The organism is Stenotrophomonas sp. YJH_SMC_81 (genome assembly GCF_059370875.1).
Genome location: NZ_JCAFUB010000001.1, coordinates 533,131 through 556,379 on the forward strand (window position 1 = coordinate 533,131; position 23,249 = coordinate 556,379).

The 23,249-nt window shown below is 66.9% G+C and carries 22 protein-coding genes and 1 riboswitch; of the genes, 11 read left to right on the plus strand and 11 right to left on the minus strand.

Annotated features, from left to right (window positions below; genetic code table 11):
- Positions 1–286 precede the first annotated feature (286 nt).
- Positions 287–389: riboswitch (glycine riboswitch) on the plus strand.
- A gap of 62 nt (positions 390–451) precedes the next feature.
- On the plus strand, positions 452–3,319 hold the full coding sequence (gcvP, locus tag AC5P8U_RS02485; protein WP_072168600.1) for an aminomethyl-transferring glycine dehydrogenase: 2,868 nt from the start codon (positions 452–454) through the stop codon (positions 3,317–3,319).
- Positions 3,320–3,412: 93 nt separating this feature from the next.
- On the opposite strand, the gene AC5P8U_RS02490 is transcribed toward gcvP, so the two are convergent.
- From AC5P8U_RS02490 to AC5P8U_RS02500, 3 genes are all read right to left on the minus strand, one after another.
- Positions 3,413–3,823, minus strand: a complete 411-nt coding sequence (locus AC5P8U_RS02490; RefSeq protein ID WP_005418291.1) for a VOC family protein — start codon at positions 3,821–3,823, stop codon at positions 3,413–3,415.
- A 186-nt stretch (positions 3,824–4,009) separates the two neighbouring features.
- The gene (locus tag AC5P8U_RS02495) at positions 4,010–5,377 is read right to left on the minus strand and encodes an amino acid permease (RefSeq protein WP_088496821.1); all 1,368 of its coding nucleotides are present in this window, start codon (positions 5,375–5,377) and stop codon (positions 4,010–4,012) included.
- Positions 5,378–5,459: 82 nt separating this feature from the next.
- Entirely contained in the window at positions 5,460–6,182 is a 723-nt protein-coding gene (locus AC5P8U_RS02500) for a helix-turn-helix transcriptional regulator (protein ID WP_005418296.1), read from the minus strand.
- A gap of 114 nt (positions 6,183–6,296) precedes the next feature.
- Between AC5P8U_RS02500 and AC5P8U_RS02505 the strand changes: the two genes are divergently transcribed.
- Both AC5P8U_RS02505 and AC5P8U_RS02510 read left to right on the plus strand, forming a co-directional pair.
- Positions 6,297–8,378, plus strand: coding sequence for a catalase (locus tag AC5P8U_RS02505; protein WP_088496820.1), 2,082 nt, complete (start codon positions 6,297–6,299; stop codon positions 8,376–8,378).
- Positions 8,379–8,400: 22 nt separating this feature from the next.
- Complete coding sequence (locus AC5P8U_RS02510; protein WP_072168595.1) at positions 8,401–8,877, plus strand: hypothetical protein; 477 nt, start codon at positions 8,401–8,403, stop codon at positions 8,875–8,877.
- 9 nt (positions 8,878–8,886) lie between these two features.
- Here the strand turns inward: AC5P8U_RS02510 and AC5P8U_RS02515 are convergent, their stop codons facing one another.
- A complete protein-coding gene (locus AC5P8U_RS02515) occupies positions 8,887–9,627 on the minus strand; it encodes an alpha/beta fold hydrolase (protein ID WP_072168594.1) in 741 nt (246 codons plus the stop codon).
- 141 nt (positions 9,628–9,768) lie between these two features.
- Here AC5P8U_RS02515 and AC5P8U_RS02520 point away from each other — a divergent pair, with 141 nt between their 5' ends.
- Positions 9,769–10,308: a hypothetical protein gene (locus tag AC5P8U_RS02520; protein ID WP_088496819.1), complete on the plus strand. Its 540-nt coding sequence runs from the start codon at positions 9,769–9,771 to the stop codon at positions 10,306–10,308.
- A gap of 14 nt (positions 10,309–10,322) precedes the next feature.
- The gene (locus AC5P8U_RS02525) at positions 10,323–10,613 is read left to right on the plus strand and encodes a hypothetical protein (protein ID WP_032954416.1); all 291 of its coding nucleotides are present in this window, start codon (positions 10,323–10,325) and stop codon (positions 10,611–10,613) included.
- 88 nt (positions 10,614–10,701) lie between these two features.
- Here AC5P8U_RS02525 and AC5P8U_RS02530 read toward each other — a convergent pair whose 3' ends face one another.
- On the minus strand, positions 10,702–12,828 hold the full coding sequence (locus AC5P8U_RS02530; RefSeq protein WP_188240743.1) for a methyl-accepting chemotaxis protein: 2,127 nt from the start codon (positions 12,826–12,828) through the stop codon (positions 10,702–10,704).
- A gap of 234 nt (positions 12,829–13,062) precedes the next feature.
- Between AC5P8U_RS02530 and AC5P8U_RS02535 the strand changes: the two genes are divergently transcribed.
- Both AC5P8U_RS02535 and AC5P8U_RS02540 read left to right on the plus strand, forming a co-directional pair.
- The gene (locus AC5P8U_RS02535) at positions 13,063–14,025 is read left to right on the plus strand and encodes a L,D-transpeptidase family protein (RefSeq protein WP_188240742.1); all 963 of its coding nucleotides are present in this window, start codon (positions 13,063–13,065) and stop codon (positions 14,023–14,025) included.
- 4 nt (positions 14,026–14,029) lie between these two features.
- On the plus strand, positions 14,030–14,710 hold the full coding sequence (locus AC5P8U_RS02540; protein ID WP_072168591.1) for a M23 family metallopeptidase: 681 nt from the start codon (positions 14,030–14,032) through the stop codon (positions 14,708–14,710).
- On the opposite strand, the gene AC5P8U_RS02545 is transcribed toward AC5P8U_RS02540, so the two are convergent.
- The 5 genes from AC5P8U_RS02545 to hflK all read right to left on the minus strand — a co-directional run bounded on the left by AC5P8U_RS02545 (position 14,640) and on the right by hflK (position 19,297).
- Positions 14,640–15,308, minus strand: coding sequence for a hypothetical protein (locus AC5P8U_RS02545; RefSeq protein ID WP_164263143.1), 669 nt, complete (start codon positions 15,306–15,308; stop codon positions 14,640–14,642). The two genes, AC5P8U_RS02540 and AC5P8U_RS02545, sit on opposite strands and share 71 nt — an antisense overlap.
- Before the next feature lie 132 nt (positions 15,309–15,440).
- Complete coding sequence (locus AC5P8U_RS02550; RefSeq protein WP_005418326.1) at positions 15,441–16,733, minus strand: adenylosuccinate synthase; 1,293 nt, start codon at positions 16,731–16,733, stop codon at positions 15,441–15,443.
- Positions 16,734–17,050: 317 nt separating this feature from the next.
- On the minus strand, positions 17,051–17,236 hold the full coding sequence (locus tag AC5P8U_RS02555; RefSeq protein WP_005410640.1) for a DUF2065 domain-containing protein: 186 nt from the start codon (positions 17,234–17,236) through the stop codon (positions 17,051–17,053).
- 67 nt (positions 17,237–17,303) lie between these two features.
- Positions 17,304–18,167 (minus strand): protease modulator HflC, encoded by an 864-nt coding sequence (gene hflC, locus AC5P8U_RS02560; protein ID WP_019660037.1) that lies wholly within the window; start codon positions 18,165–18,167, stop codon positions 17,304–17,306.
- Positions 18,164–19,297 carry an FtsH protease activity modulator HflK gene (gene hflK, locus AC5P8U_RS02565; RefSeq protein ID WP_005418335.1) on the minus strand — a complete coding sequence of 378 codons (1,134 nt, stop codon included), beginning with the start codon at positions 19,295–19,297 and terminating at the stop codon, positions 18,164–18,166. Before hflK ends, hflC begins: the two co-directional genes overlap by 4 nt.
- 153 nt (positions 19,298–19,450) lie before the next feature.
- On the opposite strand from hflK, the gene AC5P8U_RS02570 reads away from it, so the two are divergent.
- Entirely contained in the window at positions 19,451–20,446 is a 996-nt protein-coding gene (locus AC5P8U_RS02570; protein ID WP_072168588.1) for a YhdH/YhfP family quinone oxidoreductase, read from the plus strand.
- 88 nt (positions 20,447–20,534) lie between these two features.
- The gene (pilH, locus tag AC5P8U_RS02575; RefSeq protein WP_005410644.1) at positions 20,535–20,906 is read left to right on the plus strand and encodes a twitching motility response regulator PilH; all 372 of its coding nucleotides are present in this window, start codon (positions 20,535–20,537) and stop codon (positions 20,904–20,906) included.
- Positions 20,907–20,986: 80 nt separating this feature from the next.
- Here the strand turns inward: pilH and AC5P8U_RS02580 are convergent, their stop codons facing one another.
- Complete coding sequence (locus tag AC5P8U_RS02580; protein ID WP_061478849.1) at positions 20,987–21,874, minus strand: DnaJ C-terminal domain-containing protein; 888 nt, start codon at positions 21,872–21,874, stop codon at positions 20,987–20,989.
- A 262-nt stretch (positions 21,875–22,136) separates the two neighbouring features.
- Here AC5P8U_RS02580 and AC5P8U_RS02585 point away from each other — a divergent pair, with 262 nt between their 5' ends.
- Together AC5P8U_RS02585 and AC5P8U_RS02590 are read left to right on the plus strand one after the other, a co-directional pair.
- Positions 22,137–22,619, plus strand: a complete 483-nt coding sequence (locus tag AC5P8U_RS02585) for a peroxiredoxin (protein ID WP_049413449.1) — start codon at positions 22,137–22,139, stop codon at positions 22,617–22,619.
- A 29-nt stretch (positions 22,620–22,648) separates the two neighbouring features.
- On the plus strand, positions 22,649–23,224 hold the full coding sequence (locus AC5P8U_RS02590; RefSeq protein ID WP_072168586.1) for a ferritin-like domain-containing protein: 576 nt from the start codon (positions 22,649–22,651) through the stop codon (positions 23,222–23,224).
- Positions 23,225–23,249: the final 25 nt, after the last annotated feature.

The following is a 23,249-nucleotide window of genomic DNA, read 5'->3' on the forward strand; positions in this document are numbered from 1 at the left end:
GGCAGGGCCATGCGCGGCACGCACGGCGGGCGCCGGTCCCTGTCTGCAGGGAGGGCGCCAGATGAATTCGGGTATCTGGCCATCATAGGTGGGGATTGCGCCTGATGCCATGCAGCGATGCACAAAACGCACGTCCGGGCCATCGGCCATTCAGGCGCAGCGGCCAGGCCCGTAGACGGCCAGCGGGCCCGCAACGGGCTATAATCGGCGGGCAACACGGTGGGAGAAGCGGAACACCGCTGCCGAAGGCGCAACGCCCGTAATCGCTCAGGCCCGATACCACCCGTAACAGAACTCTGGAGAGACCGGTTCGATCCGGCGCCGAAGGGGCACGAAGCTGCGGTTTTCCGCGCTTCCAAACTCTCAGGCAAAAGGACAGAGGGGCGCCCCGCAGACCGCCGACCGGCGGCTTGTGCCCGTGCGTGTGCCCTTTCCTGACGGATCCTTCGCCATGTCCCAGAACACCCCTTCCCTGCGTGAGCTCGAGCACCACAATGCGTTCGTCGAGCGCCACATCGGCCCCAACGATGCCGAGATCGCGCAGATGCTCGACGTCGTCGGCCACGCGTCGCTGGATGCGATGACCGATGCCATCGTGCCGGCCAAGATCAAGTCGCCGGCGCCGCTGGCGCTGCCGGAGTCGATGACCGAAGTGCAGGCACTGGCGAAGATCCGCGCGATCGCCGACAAGAACACCGTGCTGCGCAGCTTCATCGGCCAGGGCTACTACGGTACCCACACCCCGAACGTGATCCTGCGCAACATCCTGGAAAACCCGGCCTGGTACACCGCTTACACCCCGTACCAGGCCGAGATCTCGCAGGGCCGCATGGAAGCGCTGATCAACTTCCAGACCCTGTGCGCCGACCTCACCGGCATGGAGATCGCCAACGCCTCGCTGCTGGACGAAGCCACTGCCGCCGCCGAAGCGATGACCCTGGCCAAGCGTTCGGCCAAGTCGAAGTCGGACACCTTCTTCGTGCACGACGCCGTGCACCCGCAGACCCTGGAACTGCTGCGCACCCGCGCAGAACCGATGGGCATCGTGCTGCGCGTCGGCACCCCCGCCGAAGCACTGGAAGCGGAAGCCTTCGGCCTGCTGCTGCAGTACCCGGACACCTTCGGCCAGATCGGCGATTACAAGGCCCTGGTCGAGGCCGTGCACGCACGCGGCGGCTTGGTGGCCGTGGCCACCGACCTGCTGGCGCTGACCCTGCTGGCCGCACCGGGCGAATGGGGCGCGGACATCGTGGTCGGCAACAGCCAGCGTTTCGGCGTGCCGTTCGGCTTCGGCGGCCCGCACGCCGCGTTCATGGCCTGCCGTGACGCCTACAAGCGCTCGATGCCGGGCCGCCTGATCGGTGTCTCCATCGATGCCCAGGGCAACCCGGCCTATCGCCTGACCCTGCAGACCCGTGAGCAGCACATCCGCCGCGAGAAGGCGACGTCGAACATCTGTACCGCACAGGTGCTGCTGGCGGTGATGGCCTCGATGTATGCGGTCTACCACGGTCCGGAAGGCCTGACCCGCATCGCCCGGCGCACCCACCGCCTGGCTTCGATCCTGGCTGCGGCACTGCGCAACGCCGGCGTGCAGGTCGGTGGCGACTTCTTCGACACCCTGCACATCACCGGCGTGCATGCCGATGAGATCCACGCCAAGGCACGCGCCGCCGGTTACAACCTGCGCGCGATCGACAGCGACTCGGTCGGCATCAGCCTGGACGAGACCGCCACCCGCGCCGACGTGGTCGCGCTGGCCACCGTGTTCGGCGCGCAGGCTGACGTCGAGGCGCTGGACGCCAGCACCGCCGACGCGCTGCCGGCCGGCCTGCTGCGCCAGTCCGCGTTCCTGACCCACCCGGTGTTCAACACCCACCACAGCGAGCACGAACTGCTGCGCTACCTGCGTTCGCTGGCCGACAAGGACCTGGCGATGGACCGCACGATGATCCCGCTGGGCTCGTGCACCATGAAGCTCAACGCCACCGCCGAGATGATCCCGGTGACCTGGCCGGAGTTCTCGCAGATCCACCCGCTGGTGCCGGCCGACCAGGCGCTGGGCTACAAGGAACTGATCGACACGCTGGAAGCGATGCTGGTCGAATGCACCGGCTACGACGCGGTCAGCCTGCAGCCGAACTCCGGCGCGCAGGGCGAGTACGCCGGCCTGCTGGCGATCCGTGCCTACCACCGCTCGCGCGGCGAAGGCCACCGCGACATCTGCCTGATCCCGGACTCGGCACACGGCACCAACCCGGCCTCGGCGCAGATGTGCGGCATGAAGGTCGTGGTGACCAAGACCGATGCCAACGGCAACGTCGACGTCGAGGACATCCGCCTCAACGCCGAGAAGTACAGCGACCGCCTGGCCGCGATCATGATGACCTACCCGTCCACGCACGGCGTGTTCGAGGAAGAGGTGGTCGAGATCTGCGAGATCATCCACAAGCACGGCGGCCAGGTGTACACCGACGGCGCCAACATGAACGCCCTGGTCGGCGTGGCCAAGCCGGGCAAGTGGGGTTCGGACGTTTCGCACCTGAACCTGCACAAGACCTTCTGCATCCCGCACGGCGGTGGTGGCCCGGGCGTGGGCCCGTGCGCGGTCAAGGAGCACCTGGCCCCGTTCCTGCCGGGCAAGCTGGGTGACAACGGCCCGGTCGGCATGGTCAGCGCGGCCAGCTTCGGCAGTGCTTCGATCCTGCCGATCAGCTGGATGTACATCGCGATGATGGGCCGTGAAGGCCTGCGCAAGGCCACCCAGGTCGCGCAGCTCAACGCCAACTACATTGCCAAGCGCCTGGCTCCGCACTTCAAGACCCTGTACACCGGCCGTAACGGCCTGGTGGCGCACGAGTGCATCCTGGACGTGCGCCCGCTGGAGAAGACCAGCGGCATCGGTGCCGAGGACGTCGCCAAGCGCCTGATCGACTTCGGCTTCCACGCCCCGACCCTGAGCTTCCCGGTCGCGGGCACGCTGATGGTCGAGCCAACCGAGAGCGAGTCGCTGCACGAGCTGGATCGCTTCATCAACGCGATGATCCAGATCCGAGAGGAAATCAGCGCGATCGAAGACGGCCGCCTGGACCGCGAGGACAACCCGCTGAAGAACGCGCCGCACACCGCCACCGCGGTGACCGCCAGCGAGTGGACCCACGCCTACCCGCGCGAACTGGCCGCCTTCCCGCTGGCCAGCCTGAAGCAGAGCAAGTACTGGCCGCCGGTGGCACGCGTCGACAACGTGTACGGTGACAAGAACGTGATGTGCGCCTGCATCCCGGTCGATGCCTACAAGGATGATGAAGTCGAGGCTTGATTCCTCACTGCATCGATAAAGAAAAACGGCCCGCGCAAGCGGGCCGTTTTCATGAGGGCGTGTGAACCAGGGTCCACACCCACAGTTACCCGATCACGGGTCCGGCATCTGTCCCAGGCTCAACTGCCACGATACGCCGAAGCGGTCCTGCACCCAGCCATAGCGGTTGCTGAAGTCGTAATCACCCACCGGCATCAACCAATGGCCGCCCTCGCCCAGCACGCGTGCCGCACGCTCGAACTGCTCGGCACCGGAACACTCGACGAACAGCGAGATCGACGGGCTGAAGGTGAAGTCGTGCACATCCAGGCTGTCGAAGCACAGGTAATGGGTGCCACCGAGCAGGAAGATGGCCTGGCGGACCTGTCCGGGTACGCCGGCGCCGGCCCCCTCGGGGTGGCGTTGCAGGGCCAGCAGGCGGAAATCGGCAAAGGCTTCGGCGTACAGGGCCAGCGCGGCCTCGGCCTGGCCGGTGAACATCAGGAAGGGACGGCTGCGCAGCATGCGGTACTCCTGGTCGACGGGCCGCTGGCGGCCCACACGATCAGGATGGCACGGCGGATGTATGCCGGCTGTAGAGCCGAGCCCGCGCTCGGCTGGCGACTACGCGAACAGCAGCCGACCACAGGGTCGGCTCTACAGAAACTACAGCAACCGCAGCCGACCGTAGGGTCGGCTCTACAGCTTCAGTCACGCCTCGCGCATGCGCCGGGCGATGGCGCTGCCGGCGGCGATGGTGGCGGTCAGCGCCACCATCGACAGGAACTGCAGGCGGGTGTGCGCCTCGCTCAGCAGCAGGCCGAAGATCAGCGCCAGGATCGCCAGCGCGCAGCAGGTCAGCCACGGGAAACCGGCCATGCGGAACGGCAGCCGGGTACCCAGGCGATCGGCGCGGCGGCGCAGTACCAGCTGCGAAACCAGCGACAGCGTCCACACCAGCAGGCAGGTGGAACCGACGATGTTCAGCAGCACCGGCAGCACCCGGTCCGGGAACAGCAGTTCCATCACCGTGGCCGCAAAGCCGAACAGCACGCTGGCCAGCACGGCGATGACCGGCACCTGCCGCGGATCGGTCCAGCCCAGCACGGCCGGTGCTTCGCGGCGCTGCGCGAGCGAATACATCATGCGCGAGGCGCCGTAGAGGTTGGCATTGAGTGCCGACAGCAGCGCGATCACCGCGATCAGGGTGATCGCAGTGCCGGCGCCCGGAATGCGCGCTATGTCCAGCACGGCGGCGAACGGCGACTTCAGTGCTTCGCTGGTCCAGGGCACCACGGCGATGATCACGCTCAGCGAGCCGATGTAGAACACCAGGATGCGCCAGGCCACGGTACGGATGGCACGGGCGATGCTGCGTTCGGGATCTTCGGTTTCGGCCGCCGCAACGGCGACGATTTCGGTGCCGCCGAAGGCAAAAACGACAACCAGCAGCGCCGCACCGATCCCGGCCAGGCCCTTCGGTGCGAAACCGCCGTGTCCGGTGAAGTTGCTCAGGCCAGGTGAGGTGACCTGCGGCAGCCAGCCCATCAGCAGTGCCACGCCGATGGCAATGAAGGCCAGGATCGCCGCCACTTTCAGGATGGCGAACCAGAATTCGAACTCGCCGAAGTTCTTCACCCCGAGCAGGTTGATCGCAGTGAAGAACAGCATGAAGGCCAACGCAGCCATCGGCACCGGCACCACCGGCCAGACCGTGGCAAGCAACCCGGCCGCACCGACCGCCTCGGCGGCGATCACGATCACCAGCTGCACCCACCACAACCAGCCGACCGTGGCGCCAGCGGTGGCGCCCATGGCATCGGCGGCGTACACCGAGAACGCGCCGCTGGTCGGTTTGGCCGCCGCCATCTCGCCCAGTGCGTTCATCACGATGATCACCAGCGCGCCAGCGACCAGATACGAGACCAGAACGGCCGGACCGGCCGCCTGCACACCCACGCCCGAGCCGAGGAACAGGCCGGCGCCGATGGCACTGCCCAGGCCCATCATGATCAGCTGGCGGGGCTTGAGCGAATGTCCGAGGCGGGACGACGAAGCGGTCGGAATCGAATTGGGCATCGGCGGGGCTGGCGGCGGGCTACAGGGGCGACACCTTACCCTGTCCCAGGCCCGCGGGGATAGGCACAGCGCAGCAGGGGGCTCAGGCCAGTGCGGGCTCGCCGACGTTGCCGCCGATCCGGGCGCGATAGGCGCGCGGCGAGAAACCGGTTTCAGCCTTGAACTTGCGGGTGAAGGCGCTCTGGTCGCTGAAACCGCAGGCCTGCCCGATGCAGGCAATGCTGTCGTCGCCATGCAGCAAGTGCATGGCCATCTGGATCCGCAGCCGGGTCAGCACCTGCTGCGGGGTCATCTGGAACACCTTGCGGAAACTGCGCTCCAGCTTGGACAGCGAAAAGCCGGTGATGTCCAGCAGGGTCTGCATGCGCACGTTCTCGGCGTAGTGCGCGTTGAGGTGGGCCAGGGCCAGCCGCAGCTGCTCGTACTGGGCGCCCAGGCTGTCCTTCTGGCCCAGGTCGCGGGAAATGCCGATCAGGCCCTCGATGGCGCCATCGACCAGCAACGGGCGCTTGCAGGTCAGGCACCAGCCCGGTTCGCGGTTGGCGAACAGGTGCAGCTCCATCAGGTTCTCGATCACCTCGCCGGACAGCACGCGGGCGTCCTGGTCGACATAGTCCGCGCTGAGGCCGGTCGGGTAGATCTCGGCCGCTGTGCGCCCGATCACGTCCTTGCGCGCGCGCAGGCCCAGCCGTCGCAGCATGGTCTGGTTGACGTGGGTGTACCGCCCCTGGCGGTCCTTGATGAAGAACAGCACGTCCGGGATGGCGTCGAACAGGGCTTCGATGTCGGCGGGCTCGACTCGCATGGGGCAAGCATACCCGAGCCTGCTTTTGCCCGTACGTTCACCTTTGCCGGACCTGGGTTTAACGGGTTCGGTTCCAGTGTCGTGGTTCCCTTGATGATCCGGAGCCTCCCCCCCATGGCCGCCAGCAAGCCGACCGGCAAGCGCGCAACCGAAAACCACCCCCGCGGCAACGGCGATGAACTGCACCCGCGCGCCGGCGGCAGCCACCCGGCGATGACCACCGATCAGGGCATCCCGGTGGCAGACAACCAGAACTCCCTGCGGCAGGGACCTCGAGGACCCACGCTGCTGGAAGACTTCATCCTTCGCGAGAAGATCACCCACTTCGATCACGAACGCATTCCCGAGCGCATCGTGCACGCACGTGGCAGCGCGGCACATGGCTACTTCGAGTTGACCCGGTCTCTGGCCACCCACACCCGGGCGCGCATCCTGACCGAGGTAGGCGTGAAGACGCCCGTGTTCACCCGCTTCTCGACCGTGGCCGGTGGCGCAGGGTCGGTGGACACTCCGCGCGACGTGCGCGGCTTCGCGGTCAAGTTCTATACCAAGGAAGGCAACTGGGATCTGGTCGGCAACAACATCCCGGTGTTCTTCATCCAGGACGCCATGAAATTCCCGGACCTGGTGCATGCGGTGAAGATGGAACCGGACCGTGCGTTCCCGCAGGCGGCTTCGGCCCATGACACCTTCTGGGACTTCATTTCGCTGATGCCCGAGTCGATGCACATGATCATGTGGGCGATGAGCGACCGCGCCATTCCGCGTTCGCTGCGCATGATCGAAGGCTTCGGGGTGCACAGCTTCCGCCTGCTGAACGAGGCGGGCGAGTCGACGTTCGTCAAATTCCACTGGCGACCCAAGCTGGGCATCCAGTCAACGGTCTGGGACGAAGCGTTGAAACTGCAATCGGCTGACAATGACTTCCATCGCCGTGACCTGTTCGAGGCCATCCAGCGCGGTGATTTCCCCGAGTGGGAACTGGCGGTGCAGCTGTTCACCGAAGAAGAAGCCGACGCGTTCCCGTTCGATCACCTGGACCCGACCAAGATCATTCCCGAATCGCTTGTGCCGCTGCAGGTGATCGGGCGGATGGTGCTGGACCGCTGGCCCGACAACTTCTTCGCCGAGACCGAACAGGTGGCGTTCTGCCCGGCCAACGTGCCGCCGGGTATCGACTTCAGCAACGATCCACTGCTGCAGGGCCGCCTGTTCTCCTACCTGGACACCCAGCTGCTGCGGCTTGGCGGCCCGAACTTCCATCAGATCCCGGTGAATGCCCCGAAGTGCCCGTTCGCCAATCACCAGCGCGACGGCCACATGCAGATGCAGGTGCCCAAGGGCCGCGTCGCCTATGATCCCAGCTCGCTGCAGGAGGACTCGCCGCGCGAGACGCCCGCAGGTTTCCGCAGCCATGCCAGCGCCGACGATGGCCGCAAGGGCCGCACCCGCGCGGAGAGCTTCGCCGACCACTACAGCCAGGCCCGCATGTTCTTCCGTAGCCTTGAGAAGCCGGAACAGGCGCATCTGGCATCGGCACTCGTGTTCGAATTGTCCAAGGTGGAAACACTCAAGGTGCGGGTGCGTACCGTCAGCCACCTGCGCAACATCGACGAATCACTGGCGCAGCGCGTAGCCGATGGGCTCGCACTGCCTGCACTGCCCGACCCCGCGCCGACCGCCACGCCGGCGCAGGACATGCCTGCCGCTCCCGAGGTGCGCGTGATCGGGCGCAACAAGCCCACCCTGCAAGGACGCAGCATCGGCATCCTGTTTGATGAGGGCTCCGACGCGCGCGTGATGGCCAGCCTGAGCAAAGCGGCGCGGAAGGCAGGTGCAGACGTGAAGCTGGTCGCGCCCAAAGTAGGCGGCGCCACGCTGAGCGATGGGGCGATGCAGGCGGCAGATGGGCAACTGGCGGGCACACCATCGGCCGTGTTCGATGCGGTAGCCGTGGTGCTCAGTCCGGAAGCCGCGAAGGCCTTGTCGAAAGAGAGTGCAGCCATCGAGTTCGTCAGCCAGGCGTGGGCGCACCTGAAGGCCATCGCCAGCGACGCAGGCGGCCAGGCGCTGCTGAAGGCGGCGCGCGTCGGCAACGATGCCGGCATCGTCGAAGCGGAAGACGCCAAGGCCTTCCTGGCGGCGGCCGCCACCCGCCAGTGGGCGCGTGAACCCAAGCTGCGCCTGCTGGCCTGACTACTACAACAGGAGAACCGTCATGCCCCGTGGTGACAAATCCGCATATACCGAGAAACAGAAGCGCCAGGCCGAGCACATCGAGGACAGCGAGCGCGAGCGTGGCGCAAGTGAAGGGACTGCCGAGCGCATCGCCTGGGCCACCGTGAACAAGCAGGACGGTGGCGGCAAACGTAGCGGCAGCGCACGCAAGGGTACGAAGAAGGCGGCGAGCAAGAAGGCGGCCAGCAAGGCGCCTGCCAGGAAGTCAGCCGCAAAGAAGGCCACGACCAAGGCGACGGCCGCGAAGAAGGCGCCTGCGAAGAAGGCGGCGGCAAAGAAGGCACCGGCTCGTAAGACCGCCACCAAGAAGGCCGCAAAGAAGACAGCGGTCAAGAAGGCCGGTACAGCCGCCTCGCGCAGTGCTGCAGCGAAGAAGGCGGCCAAGACCCGTGCGGCGAAGAAGACCGTGCGCAAGGTGGCGGCCAGGAAGGCGGCACGTACCCGCGCCCGCAGCTGAGCGCATCGTTCAACGCGGCAACGTCCTCATCCACGCGGCCACTTCGGCTGCAGCTGCGTCGGCACGCGCCTGCAGCAGCAGATGTGGCCCCTCCAACGACACATGGCGGGCATCGGGCAACAGGGCCTGCAGCTCGGCCACGCTGGGCGGCCACAGCAGGCGGTCGTGGCACGCGTGCAAGCACAGCGTCGGCACCTGGATTGCCGGCAGCAATGCACGCACGTCGACCCGCAGGGTCGCTGCGGCGCGTTGCCGCAACGTGCTCGTCGGAGTCCTGGCCAACGCTTCGCGCAGCATCGACGTGTGCCCGCGGGTGTACCACGGCCCCAGCAACAGGCGCGCCAGCAATGCCACGGGAGGCAGCGGCCAGGCCGGCGACAGCAGGGCTGCGCTGGCTGCCGGCAGTAGCACCGGCCGACGCGCAAAGGTCGCTGCAAGCACCAGTCCGCGCAGCCCGGTGGGATGGCGCGTGGCCAGTTCAACAGCCAACGGGCCCGAGAAAGACTCGGCGAGCAGGATGAAGGGACGACTGGGCAGCTGCGACCACAGCCGTTGGGCAAGCGTGGCGTGATCCTGCGGTCCCTGCGCGGGCAGCGTGATCGCCTGCGTTGACAGACCGTAAGCCTGGAGTGCCGACAGGAACGGGGGCGACAGCCTGCTGGAGCCATCCAGACCGGGCAGCATCAGCACGTGCTGCGGCGCGGCCGATGCAGGGAAACAGATCGGCGTTTCCTCGCTCCCGATTCCCATGCCACCTCCTTTGCTGGCAAGCATCCACCCACATCGGCAGGCAACGGAACCCCTGCTCCGGCTGTCCTGCTGCTTTGCCGGCCAATGTTGGGCAATACTACCCGCTCTGCCGCGGGACGCGGCTACCCGGGAGAGCCGTTGATGCGATGGACCTGCGCGCTGACCATGATGGCCATGATGCTGCCACTGAACAGCTCCGCCAGCGATGGTTGGATAAATGGGGATGGCAAGGCGTTGACGGAGACCGATGCCATGAAATCCAGCGGCGGCTTCGCGGCATCGCTGCTGGTCACTTCCGATGCCGACTGGCGGGCCAAGTGGGCGACCCCGCCGGAGACCACTCCCCGCTTCAACGAGGCCGACGAAGTCCACCCGGGCGGTGAGTTGTTCCTGCTGACGTTCCTCTCCAACCCGCAACTGGACGAAAACCGCGTACCCAAGGTGCACTGCGATCTGCGCATGCTGCGCCCGGACGGCAGCACCAGTATCGACGAACGCGATGTTCCCTGTTTCACCGCCGCCCTGACCGGCCCGCCAAACCTGCTGTACATGACCAACCTGCACCTGAAGTTCGTCGCCGAGGCCGGTGATCCCAAAGGCACGTGGACTGCGCAGGTGGTGGTCCGGGATCTGCTGCGGAAGGTGAGCCTGCCGCTGCAGGCCCGCTTCGACGTCCGTTGAACCGGGGCATGCGGATGAAGATGCGGCGACTCCTGAGCTGGACCGGTCTTGCGCTTTGCGTGGTCTACCTGCTGTTGACCGCATGGCTGGTTCACGGCGCGCAGTCGGAGGGGGACCCGAAGGGTACCTATATCCTGATGGCGCTCCCCATCACCCTGCAGTCTGCCGCACTCGATGCCATCGGCGCAGGCGGCCTGCTGCGTGGCAAGCCCTGGTCGACCGCATATGCAGTGCTGGTTCCGCCAACACTGCTGTTGCTGTACGCAGCCGGCTGGCTGATCGAACGCTCAGCCCGCGGGCGCTAGCCCGCGGCATCGTTCCGGTGGGTGCATCGACGCCCTGCATGCGGGACATCGCAGGCAGGGCGCCATCCAGTATCCAGTTACAGGTCGCTTACGCCGCCCGCGCCGGCATGACCGGCATGCGCGGCCCCTGCTCCAGCTGGAATACCGCCACTGACGTGGTCAGTGCATGCGCCTGTTCTTCCAGCGCGCGGCTCGCGGCAGTGGCTTCTTCCACAAGCGCGGCGTTCTGCTGGGTCACCTGGTCCATCTGCACCACCACCTGGTTGACCTGCTCGATGCCGGCGGCCTGCTCCTTGCTGGCCGCTGCGATGTCGCTCATCAGCTGGGTGGTGCGCGAACTGGCCTGCGCCACGCGTGCGATCGCGGCTTCCGATTCAACGGTCACCGCCAGGCCACTCTTCACCTTGGAAGCGGCGTCCTCGATCAGTTCCTTGATCTCCTTGGCGGCGACACCGGCACGCTGTGCGAGCGTGCGCACTTCGCTGGCGACCACGGCAAAGCCACGGCCCTGCTCGCCTGCGCGCGCAGCTTCCACTGCCGCATTCAGCGCCAGGATGTTGGTCTGAAACGCGATGCCGTCGATCACCGTGGAGATTTCCGAGATGCGCGCCGAGGACTGATCGATTTCGCCCATCACCGATGCCATCTGTGCCATCGCCTGCTCGGTCTCGCGCACGGCGGCACCGGCGGCATGCGCTTCGCTGTCGGCCTGACGCGCCAGTTCGGCGTTCTGGCGTACGGTGGAGGTCAGCTCCTCCATCGACGCGGCCGCTTCTTCCAGATTCGCGGCCTGCTGCTCGGTGCGGCGCGACAGGTCGTTGTTGCCGGCGGCCAGTTCCTGGGCCGCGTTGTTGATGCTGTCGGCAGCCACCTGGATGCCGCGGACAATGCCGGTCAGCTGCGCGGTGGTGGTGTTGGCATCGTCGCGCATGCGCGCAAACACGCCGTCGTACTCGCCCTCCATGCGTGCGGTCAGGTCGCCATGCGAGATCGCGCGCAGCACGTCGGAAACATCGGCGATGCTGGCCTGCGAACTGGCCATCATGCCGTTGAGGTGCTCGACCATCGTCTTGAACTGGTACTGGAACGCAGCGGCATCGCCACGCATGCTGAAATCGCCGGCGCGTGCGGCGCGGGCCAGTTCATCGATCTGCGCGTTGATCGCCATCAGGCTCTGCTTCACCGCTGCCAGGGTGCGGGTCAGCGTGCCCTTCTCGCCCGGGTAGTCCGGCAGGTCGCGGCTGAGGTCACCCATGGCGTAACGCTGCATCACCTCGGCCATCAGCAGTTCCACCTGCACGTGCGACTCGACCAGGCTGTTCGTGGCCTGCACCATGCGGCCGAAATCACCGGGGAACGCACTGGCGTCCATGCGATAGCGGATTGCACCGGCCTCGTGCTGCTCGGCCATCTGCAACTGCGCGCCGATCGCCGCCTGCACACTCTGGCGCACGCTGGCCATCGCCTCGCCCAGCTGGGTCAGTTCGTCACGGCCGCCGAGGCGGAACTCCTGGTCCAGCTGGCCCTTGGACAGGCGCTCGGCCAGGTTCACCGCGCGGGCCAGCGGGCCGGTCAGGCTGCGCCCGATCATCACCGAGGCACCGATGCCGACCAGCAGTGCAACGCCGCCCAGCACCAGCAGCTGCAGCAGGCTGCGCTCGCCCAGGCGGATGGCCTCGGCGGCTGCCTCACGGCTTTCCTTCTCTTCGAAATCCACGCCATCGGACAGTGCCTTGTTCCAGCCGTTGGCCGCTTCCTGCACCGGGCCCAGGGTCAGTGCCACGGCACCCGGGTAGTCGCCCTGCTCCATCAGTTCGCTGGTCTGCTTGTTGAGCGGGCGCGCGATGGCACGCTTGGCCGCGATGGCTTCCGCGATGGCCTTGCCCTCCGCATCGCCTGGCAGTGCCTGGTAGGCGGTCCAGCTGGCCTCATAGCGCTTGACCAGATCGGCAATGCGCTTCTCATCGCTGCCGCGGTCTTCGCCCTGGCGGATCAGCATCTCGCGCCGCACCACCATCATCTGGTTGTTGGCGTCGAGCATCTGCGACAACAGGCGCACCTTGGCCACGCTGACGTCGACCACCTGCTGCATCGCGCGCTTCTGCACGACGCTGGCGGTGGCGCCGGTGGCCACTACGGCGGCAACCAGCAGCAGCAACAGGCCAAAGCCCAGCCCAAGACGCCAGGCAACCCTGACGTTCCTCAAGTAGTTCATGGGGGTATCCAAAACGGGGGGATGTGGCCTTATCGGCGGCACGGCAGGCAATCTTGATCGCCGCCCATCGACGGCGTCGGCCACCGTTCACCTTGGTGAGCCCCCGTCCCCAGCGGCACCTGCCGCTGGCAACCGGCCGCAATGACATGCCTGCTCATGCGGGCATCAGATCCCTTTCACGGCGGCTCGGCGCCGCCTGCGGGCAAGGTGGCGGCGTACCTGCTGGAGATCCCAATGCGCTCATCTGTGTCCCGATCCACCCTGCTCGCAATCTCGCTGCTGGCGTCGCCGGCCTTCGCGCAGGCGCCGCCGCCCAACCTGCCCGCCCCCATTGCCGAGAAGGCTGGCCCGGACACCGCAGTGCGCTCCGCACTGCATGCCCAGGTGCTGCTGGATCGTGCGAACTTCTCTCCGGGCCAGATTGATGGTGAGGTAGGCAGCAACCAGCGGCGGGCGGTGTCAGGCTTCCAGACGGCACACGGCCTGACCGTAACGGGTGAGCTGGACGACGCCACCTGGAAGGCTCTGCAGGCCGATACGATCACGCCGCTGGCCAGCTACACGCTGACTGCTGAGGATGTCGCCGGCCCGTTCCAGCCGATACCGAAAGGACCCGCCGACCAGGCCAAGCTGAAATCGCTGGGCTACAGCAGTGTGGAAGAAGCCCTGGGCGAGCGCTTCCACGCGTCCCCAGAGCTGATGAAGATGCTCAATCCCGGCGTGGATCTGACCAGGGCTGGCAGCCGCATCCAGGTCCCCAACATCGCCCCGGCCGCATTGCCGAAGGCCGCCAGAATCGTGGTCGACAAATCCGACTCCACACTGCAGCTACTGGACGCGCAGGGCAAGCTGATCGCGCAGGTGCCGGTGTCATCCGGCAGCCAGCACGACCCGTTGCCGATCGGTGAATGGAAAATCCTGGGCGTGTACCGCGACCCGCCGTTCCACTACAACCCCAAGCTGTTCTGGGATGCCCGCAAGGGGGAAAAGAAAGCCACGCTGCCGCCCGGCCCGAACAATCCGGTCGGCCGGGTCTGGATCGATCTGTCCAAGCCGCATTACGGCCTGCATGGCACGCCTGAACCCGGCCACGTGGGCAAGACCGAGTCGCATGGCTGCGTACGCATGACCAATTGGGATGCACTGCGCGTGGCCGACGCAGTGGACACCTCGGTGCCTGTCGTGATGCAGGAGTGAGTCGATGCGTCTTTCGCAACTGATCGTGCTGGGTGTTCTGCTGGGATTGGGTGCAGGTTGGTGGCTGCACCGCGATATGGATGAGCCGGTGACCGACGCGCTGCCGGAAGCGCCATCGACGGTGGCCGCCGCGCCGGTGACGGAACCGGCAGCGCCAGGCGCAACAGCCCCACCCGCCTCCACCGCGCCGCCGGCCGCCCAGGCTGCCGATGCACCGTCCGGCTTGCTGCTGCCGGTGCAGGGCATCCTGCCCTCGCAGCTGCGCGATACCTTCACCGATGCACGCAGCGAGGGCCGCGTACACGATGCCATCGACATCATGGCCGATGCAGGTACGCCGGTGCTGGCGGTGGCCGATGGCACGGTGGAGAAACTGTTCGACAGCGAGCGCGGTGGCCTGACGATCTACCAGTTCGAGCCCAGCGGGCATTGGTGCTACTACTACGCGCACCTGCAGCGCTACGCCGATGGCCTGGCCGAGAAGCAGGTGATCAAGCGCGGCGAGGTGATCGGCTACGTCGGCAGCACGGGCAACGCCAGCGCCGAGGCCCCACACCTGCATTTCGAGGTGCATGTGCTGGGGCCGGAGAAGCAGTGGTGGAAGGGAGAGTCGATCAATCCCTATCCGCTGCTGAAGTCGGCAGCGATGATGCCCGGCGCTGCCAGCGTCGCAATGCCACAGTAAAGACGGCCAACGCAGCTCCTGGAATCATCAGCAACAGCGCCGCCATCTTCCAGAAGAAGAACGGCCACAGCCAGAGGTAGTCGAGGTCGGTCAGCTTCAGCACGTCCATCGGCGGCAGCAGGTCCACCGAGGCCGCACGGCCGGCCAACGCCGGATCGACCTCCAGCACGGTCAGCCGCAGCGAGGAACGGCCTCGCCGCAGTGCGTCACTGCGGCCGTAGCCGAAGTACGAGGCGGCGAACCGGTCTCGCTCGACCGATTCCAGTGCGCGGTGGATCTCCGGATCGGTCACCGCCGAGCGGCTGTCCGCGCGGAACTCGGTGCGATCGGTTGGGGTTTCCGCGCGCAGGCGCAGCTCGGGATCGACCGCCGGATCGGCGCCGTCATCCGCATAACGCAGACGCAGTCGCAGCGGGTCGTCGATGAAGCGGTACACCGTGATCTCGGCGGTCGCGCCCGGCTGCAGCACCAGCGGCAGGGTCTGCGTGCGCGAAGCCAGGTAATTGGCGAGCGCGCCCAGCACCAGCACGATGCAGGCCAGCGTCCACAGGCTCCACAGCAGCCACAGAGTCACCCGTGCGACCGTCTCGCCCTTCATGCCGAAGTCTCCGTCATCGCTGCGCTGCCCTGCCGGCTGTGCCGCCACAGTACCGAAAACGAAAAAGCCCCGCTTGCGCGGGGCTTTTCCTTCAGCAACACCAGGCAGGGCCCAGCGCTACCGGTCTCTCACTCAGGCAAACGGGTCCTGCAGGACCATGGTGTGGTCGCGGTCCGGGCCGGTCGAAACGATGCTGATCGGGCAGCCGGCCAGTTCTTCCAGCGAACGCAGGTAGGCGCGTGCCGCCGGCGGCAGCTCGTCCCACTGGGTGATGCCGTGGGTGTTCTCGCTCCAGCCCGGGAACTCCAGGTACACCGGGGTGCACTCTTCCCAGCCCTGCGCATCCAGCGGAGCATATTCGGTGCGCTTGCCGTTGTATTCGTAGGCGATGCAGACCTTCAGCTTTTCCATGCCATCGAGCACGTCCAGCTTGGTGATGCACAGGCCGCTGATGCCGTTGATGGCCACGGCGCGCTTCAGCGCGACGATGTCCATCCAGCCGCAACGACGCGGGCGGCCGGTCGATGCGCCGTATTCGGCGCCGCGGTCACGGATGCCCTGGCCGACTTCGTCGTCCAGTTCGGTCGGGAACGGGCCGCCGCCGACGCGAGTGGCGTAGGCCTTGGCGATGCCCAGCACGTAGTCGATCGAATCGGCGCCGACGCCGGAACCGGCCAGCGCACCACCGACGGTGGTGTTGGAGCTGGTGACATACGGGTAGGTGCCGTGGTCGATGTCCAGCAGCGCACCCTGCGCGCCTTCGAACAGCACGCGCTTACCCTGCTTGCGCAGGTCGTGCAGGATGCCGGCCACGTCGGACTTCATCGGTTGCACGTACTCGCCAAAGGCCAGCGCTTCGTCGAAGGTCTTCTGGAAGTCGACCGCATCGGTGTTCAGATACTTGGTCAGCACGAAGTTGTGGTAATCCAGCGCGGTGCGCAGCAGTTCTTCCAGCTGCTTCGGGTAATGCAGGTCGGCGATGCGGATGCCGCGACGCGCCACCTTGTCTTCGTAGGCCGGGCCGATACCACGGCCAGTGGTACCGATCGCCTTGCCACCGGCAGCGCGTTCGCGCGCCTGGTCCAGGGCGATGTGGTACGGCATGATCAGCGGCGCGGCCGGGGAGATCTTCAGGCGCGAACGCACTTCCACGCCGGAGGCTTCCAGCTCGGCGATTTCCTTCTGCAGCGCGGCCGGCGAGATCACCACGCCGTTGCCGATCAGGCACAGCGCGTCGTCACGCAGGATGCCCGACGGGATCAGGTGCAGGACGGTCTTCTTGCCGTTGATGACCAGGGTGTGGCCGGCATTGTGGCCACCCTGGAAGCGCACGACGGCGCCGATTTCCTCAGTGAGCAGATCGACGATCTTGCCCTTGCCTTCATCGCCCCACTGGGCACCCAACACTACGACAGACTGACCCATGACGGGCTCCTCGATTTGTTGCGGCCATCGGGGCCGCGGACGGGTAAACCGTGGCGGGGCTGGCCAGCACCTGGAGGGCGGCTCCAGACGGGGAGCGGCCGGCGATGGAAGGCCCAGACACGGAAAAAGCCGAACGGGGAGGCCCGTCCGGCTTTTGTGCATTATCCGGGTTTCCGGGGTCCGCTGCCACCTTTCCGACCGGCGGCTTCACCCACCGGTCAGGCCGGCGTCTCATGTAGAGCCGAGCCCATGCTCGGCTGCCTTCCCGCCGCTGCGCGGCGCCGCCCGAGCATGGTCTCGGACGCTACAGGGTGGGGTCAGTGCCGTGCCCACCACAGCAGGCTCAGGCCGGCCAGCAGCACCAGCCCGCCGAAGCTGCGCAGGGCCGGGCTGGGCAGGTCCAGCAGGCGCTCGGCCATGCGCTTCCAGGCGAACGGCGCCACGAACAGGAAGAGGCCTTCCAGCACCGCGACCAGGCAGACGGCGGCGAACAGATCTTTCATGGGGAACTCCGGAAAAAGCACGGGGCCCGGCGTCTGGCCGGGCCCCGTGGGGTAGTGCCCTGCGACCTCAGCGGTCGTTCTTCAGGTACTGCAGGAACGGGTCGTTCTTGTCGAGCACAATCACGCCATTGCCGTCGGTCATGGAGCCACGGTAAGCCTCCAGGCTGCGGTAGAACGCATAGAACGACGGATCAGCCGAGCCAGCCTTGCCGTAGATGCGGGCCGCCTCGGCATCGCCTTCACCGCGCAGGCGCTGTGCATCGCGCTCGGCCTCGGCGATCAGCACGGTGCTGTCGCGGTCGGCCTGGGCACGGATGGTCAGCGACTGCTCCTCGCCCTCCGCACGCAGCTTGGCCGCTTCCTGCTTGCGCTGGGCGCGCATGCGCTCGTACACGTCGTTGATCACCTGGCTGTCAGTCGGCAGGTCCACCTGCTTGATGCGCAGGTCGATCATCTGCATGCCGAGGCCGGCCACCGCCTCGTTGATCCCCTTCAGCTGCTCGGCGATCAGCTCGCTGCGGTCGCCGGACACCAGCTGCTGCAGGGTGCGCGAGTTGATCTGGTTGCGCAGCGAGTCGGTGATGATCGGCGCCAGGCGGGCGTTGGCCACACGCGGGTCGCCGCCGGTGGCACGGAAGTAGTCACCTACGTTGGAGATGTAGCCGATGGCGAAGAAGTCGACGCTGACATCCTTCTGCTCGGCGGTGAAGTAGCGCGCAGGCGCAGTGTCGAGCACCTGGAAGCGGCGGTCGAAGACCTTCACCGTTTCCACCACCGGCACCTTGAAGTGCAGGCCCGGCTTGATGTCCGAACGCACCACCTTGCCCAGGTTCAGCACCATGGCGGTCTGGTCCTCACGAACCACGTACACCGAGCCGAGCAGGCCCAGCACCACCGCCACGATCACGGCGATCCAGATAGGACTCTTCATCGGCTGCCCTCCTCACGGCCGCTCGGTCGCCCGGTCGGGCGGCCCACCGGCCGGCCCGGATCACGGGAAGCTTCCACCGCTGCACCCGGCAGCGACGGCATCACCACGTCCGGGTTCGCCACTGCGGCCGGGGCCGAGGTGGTGGGACGGGTATCGCCGGTCATCGGCACGTAGATCAGCTGGCGGCCATCGCCGCCGATCACCTTGCGGTTCTCGCTCAGCACCTGCTGCACGGTTTCCAGCCACAGGCGCTTGCGGGTCACTTCCGGGGCGTCCTTGTACTGGGCCTGCAACAGGCTGAAGCGCTGCGCGTCACCCTCGGCCTTGGACACCACGGCCTGCTTGTAGCCTTCGGCGGTGGTACGGGCGCGCGAGGCCTGGCCCCGGGCTTCCGGCACGACCTTGGCAGCGTAGGCCTGGGCCTCGTTGATCAGGCGTTCCTTGACCTGCTGGGCACCGTTGACTTCGTCGAAGGCCGGCTTCACTTCTTCCGGCGGACGGGCGTCCTGCAGGGTCAGGCCGGTCACGGTCAGGCCGGTCTTGAACGCCTTCAGCAGTGCCTGCAGGCGCTCCTCGGCAGCCACGGCCAGCGGGCCACGGTTGTTCAGTACCGCGTTGAGGTCGGCACGGCCGACTTCCTCGCGCACCGCGCTCTGCGCCGACTGCTCCAACACCTGATTGGCATCGACGGTGCCGAACAGGTACTGCTGCGGGTCGTCGATGCGGTACTGGACGTTCAGCGAGACGTTGACGATGTTCTCGTCCCGGGTCAGCACCGGCACCTGGATCGAGAACGTCTTGATCTCGGTGGCGTTGACCTTGGTGACCGATTCGATCGGCCACGGCAACTTGAAGTTCGGGCCGGGCTGCAGGATGCGCGAGAACTGGCCGAAGCGCAGGACCACGCCACGCTGCTGTTCACCGATCAGCTGGAAGCTGGAGAACAGCACCAGCAGCACCACGGCCGCCACCACCCAACGCACGATGCCGCCGTCGAACAGGTCCTTCAGCGGCCCGGGCAATCCGCCCCAGCCACCACCATTGCCACCGCCGCGCGACCCGAACGGCCCGCGTCGATTGTCCTCGGGGCCTTGTCCGCCCTTGTTGCCGCCGGGTGTATTCCAGGCCATGCACGCTCCATCAAGATGTGGGCTGCGGCGCGGGCCCTTCCCGCGGCGCCAGCCGTGAAACCATTACTGATCATACAAGATGGGGCGGATTGGCAGGATCGAAAGGGGGGCAACGGGGTAAGGTGGCGTTTTCCTCGAAGTCAGGCAATGCCGATGGCCCCCACCACCCCGTTCACCGCCTTCCGCATCGAAAACGACGACGCCGGTTACCGCAGCGGCCTGGCCCAGCTCAAGGTCGAAGACCTCAGCCCCGGCCAGGTTCTGATCCGCGCCAGCTGGTCCTCGGTCAACTACAAGGACGCTCTGGCCGGCACCGGCAAGGGAAAGATCCTGCGCCGCTTCCCGCTGGTGGGGGGCATCGACGTAGCCGGCACCGTGGTCGCCAGCACCGATCCGGAATGGCGTGAAGGCGACGCGGTGCTGGCCACCGGCTGCGGCCTCAGCGAGACCCGCGACGGCGGCTACAGCCAGTATGTGCGGCTGGAATCGCGTGCGGTGATCGCCCAACCGGCCGGGCTGAGCCCACGCGAGGCGATGGTGCTGGGCACCGCCGGCTTCACCGCGGCGTTGGCGCTGCTGCGCATGCAGGACAACCGGCAGAGCCCGGAACTTGGACCGCTGGCGGTCACCGGCGCCAGTGGCGGCGTCGGCGCGCTGGCACTGTCGATCTTCAGCCGCGCCGGCTACACGGTGCATGCGATCAGCGGCAAACCCGACCAGACCGGTTTCCTGCACGCCATCGGCGCCACCGAGGTGCTGCCGCGTGAGGCCCTGGCCGACACCGGCCCACTGCAATCGGCGCGTTTCGGTGGGGGCCTGGACAATGCCGGCGGCGCCATGCTCGCCAGCCTGCTGGCGCAGACCGCGCCCTACGGCAGCGTGGTCAGTGCCGGCCTGGCGGCCAGCCCGACCCTGGAGATGACGGTGATGCCGTTCATCCTGCGTGGTGTGTCGCTGCTGGGCGTGTCGTCGGCCAATGCGCCACGCGGGCTGCGCGAGGACGTCTGGGCGCGGCTGGGCAACGAATGGAAACCGCAGCACCTGGACCGCATCTGTACCGCCGAGGTCGGCCTTGATGGCCTGCCGGCCGTGTTCGAGCGGATGCTGGCGGGCGGATCGCTGGGCCGCACCGTGGTGCGGATCGACTGAACGTCGCAGGCAGGCGACAGACGGCAGATGCGCCCCTCCCGCCGGTAATGAGCCCGCACTACACTGCGGGCATTACATGGGGAACAACATGGCACGCATTCTGATCGTCGACGACTCACCGTCGCAGCTGTTGGGGATACAGCGCATCGTCGAGAAGCTCGGGCACCAGATCCTGACCGCCACCGATGGCGCGGCCGGGGTCGAAACCGCCAAGGCCGAGCTGCCCGACCTGGTCCTGATGGACGTGGTGATGCCCAATCTCAACGGCTTCCAGGCCACCCGCACCCTCGCCCGCGACGAGGCGACCCGGCATATCCCGGTGATCCTGGTGACCACCAAGGACCAGGACACCGACCGCATGTGGGGCATGCGCCAGGGCGCCAAGGCCTACATCACCAAGCCGTTCTCGGAAGACGAGCTGTCCGAAGTGCTGGAGCGCGTGTTCGCCGGGCAGGGTTGAGACGCGCGCGGTAGTGCCGGCCGCTGGCCGGCAATCACAGCTCATTGCCGGCCAGCGGCCGGCACTACCGGAAGGCGTGCTCAGATCGTCTCGCCAAACGCCTTGGCCAGGTTCCGGTAGGCCTTCTTCTGCGCCTCGTCGGTCGCGGCCGGGGCCACGATCTCGATCTCGACGATCTGGTCGCCCTCCGGGTTGCCCGGCAGGCCCCGCCCGCGCAGGCGCAGCTTGCGCCCGGCATCGGAGTCGGCCGGGATCTTCAGTTCCACCGCGCCGCCCAGGGTCGGCACGCTGATGCTGGTACCCAGCGCGGCCTGCCACGGCGTGACCGGCAAGGTGTAGAGGATGTTGCGGCCATCGACCTCGAACTGCGGGTGTGCGGCGTACTCCACTTCCAGCAGCAGGTTGCCACCATGGTTGCCCTGCCCCGCCAGGCGGATCACCTGCCCCGGACGGATGCCCTTGGGCACGCGCACGTCCAGCTGCTTGCCGTTGACGGTGATGCGCAGGCTGTCGCCGCTGTAGGCCGCTTCCAGCGGGACCGACAGCTTGGCACGGGTGTCGCGGTTGGGGGCATGGCCCTGGCTGCTGAACCCCGGGCCAGGACCGGCACCGCCGCGCTGGCGCGCGAACAGGCTTTCGAAGAAGTCGCTGAAGCCGCCGTTGGCGCCACCACCCCCGAACACTTCCTCGAAATTGAAACCACCGGCGCCGCCGTAGTTCGGCGGCACGTTGAACTCCTCGCCCGGGCGATAGCCCTGCGCGCGCAGCTGGTCGTAGGCTGCACGCTTTTCCGGATCGCGCAGCGCCTCGTAGGCCTCGTTGACCGCCTTGAACTTGTCCTCCGCCCCGGCTTCCTTGCTGACGTCCGGGTGGTACTTGCGTGCCAGCCGCCGGTAGGCGGTCTTGATCTCCGCCTCGCCCGCGCTCGGTTCCACCCCCAGGGTGGCGTAGTAATCCTTGAATTCCATCCAGCTACCTCGATCTGCTTCGGCCGCGCCGGTGGCGCCGCCCCGGGTTCATTCTACGCGCCGGCGATGCTACGCCGCCCCTCGTGCGGCGCCGGTGAGGCCGACTGATCCTGCGCAATGCGGTTGCCATCGCCCTGCCCCAGGCTATGGCTGGAAGCCCGCTCCGCAAAGCCTGAAGATGGGGCCTGCACGCCGGTTTTCCAATGTCTTGACGTCCCTGTCCCATCCGGCCCACTACGCTGCCCCAGCAAGGAGTTCCCCCATGACCATCCATGTCGGCGACCGCATTCCGGAAGTGACCCTCAAGCGCATCCGCGAGGGCATTGAAACGCTCGATACGCATTCGCTGTTCGACGCGCGCAAGGTGGTGCTGTTCGCCGTGCCCGGCGCGTTCACGCCGACGTGCTCGGCCCGCCACCTGCCCGGCTACGTCGAGAAATTCGAGGCCTTCCGCCAGCGCGGCATCGATGTCTACTGCATGGCCGTCAACGACCCGTTCGTGATGAAGGCCTGGGCCGCAGATCAGCACGTGCCCGACGGCCTGCTGATGCTGTCCGACGGCAATGCCGAACTGACCCGCGCGCTCGGCCTGGAGCTCGACGCCAGTGCCTCGGGCATGGGCATCCGCTCGCGCCGTTTCGCCCTGTACGTGGTCGACGGCGTGGTCCGCGCCGCCTGGGTTGAACAGCCCGGTCAATTCGAAGTGTCTTCGGCCGACTACGTGCTGGAGCACCTGCCCACCTGATCTCCCACCGCAAGAGGAAACGGCCAGCCATGTCCAGCAAGCCAGCCAAAGCCCCCAGGCCCGCCGCGCAGATTCCCGGCATCAGCGAGCGCACGGCCCTGCGCGAGCGCGCCCGGCGCAACATCGAGGATGGTGCGATCACCGACAGCTACAGCGCCGACCGCAAGGTGGTGATCAAGCTGCTCAACGACGCACTGGCCACCGAGTACGTGTGCGTGTTGCGCTACTACCGGCACTACTTCATGGCCAAGGGCATGCTGGCCGACGCGGTGAAAGCCGAATTCCTTGAACATGCACAGCAGGAACAGGCGCATGCCGGCAAGCTGGCCGAGCGCATTGTGCAGCTCGGCGGCGAGCCCGACTTCAACCCTGATACGCTGACCGCGCGCTCGCATGCCGAATACAAGGAAGGCAGCGACCTGCGCGACATGGTCCGCGAGAACCTGGTGGCCGAACGCATCGCCATCGACAGCTACCGCGAGATGATCAACTTCATCGGCGACCGCGATACCACCACCAAGCGCATCCTCGAAGAGATCCTGGCGCAGGAAGAGGAACACGCCGACGAGTTCGCCGATCTGCTGGATGGATGGATCGGGGAATGATTGCGCTGCGGATGCTCTGGTAGAT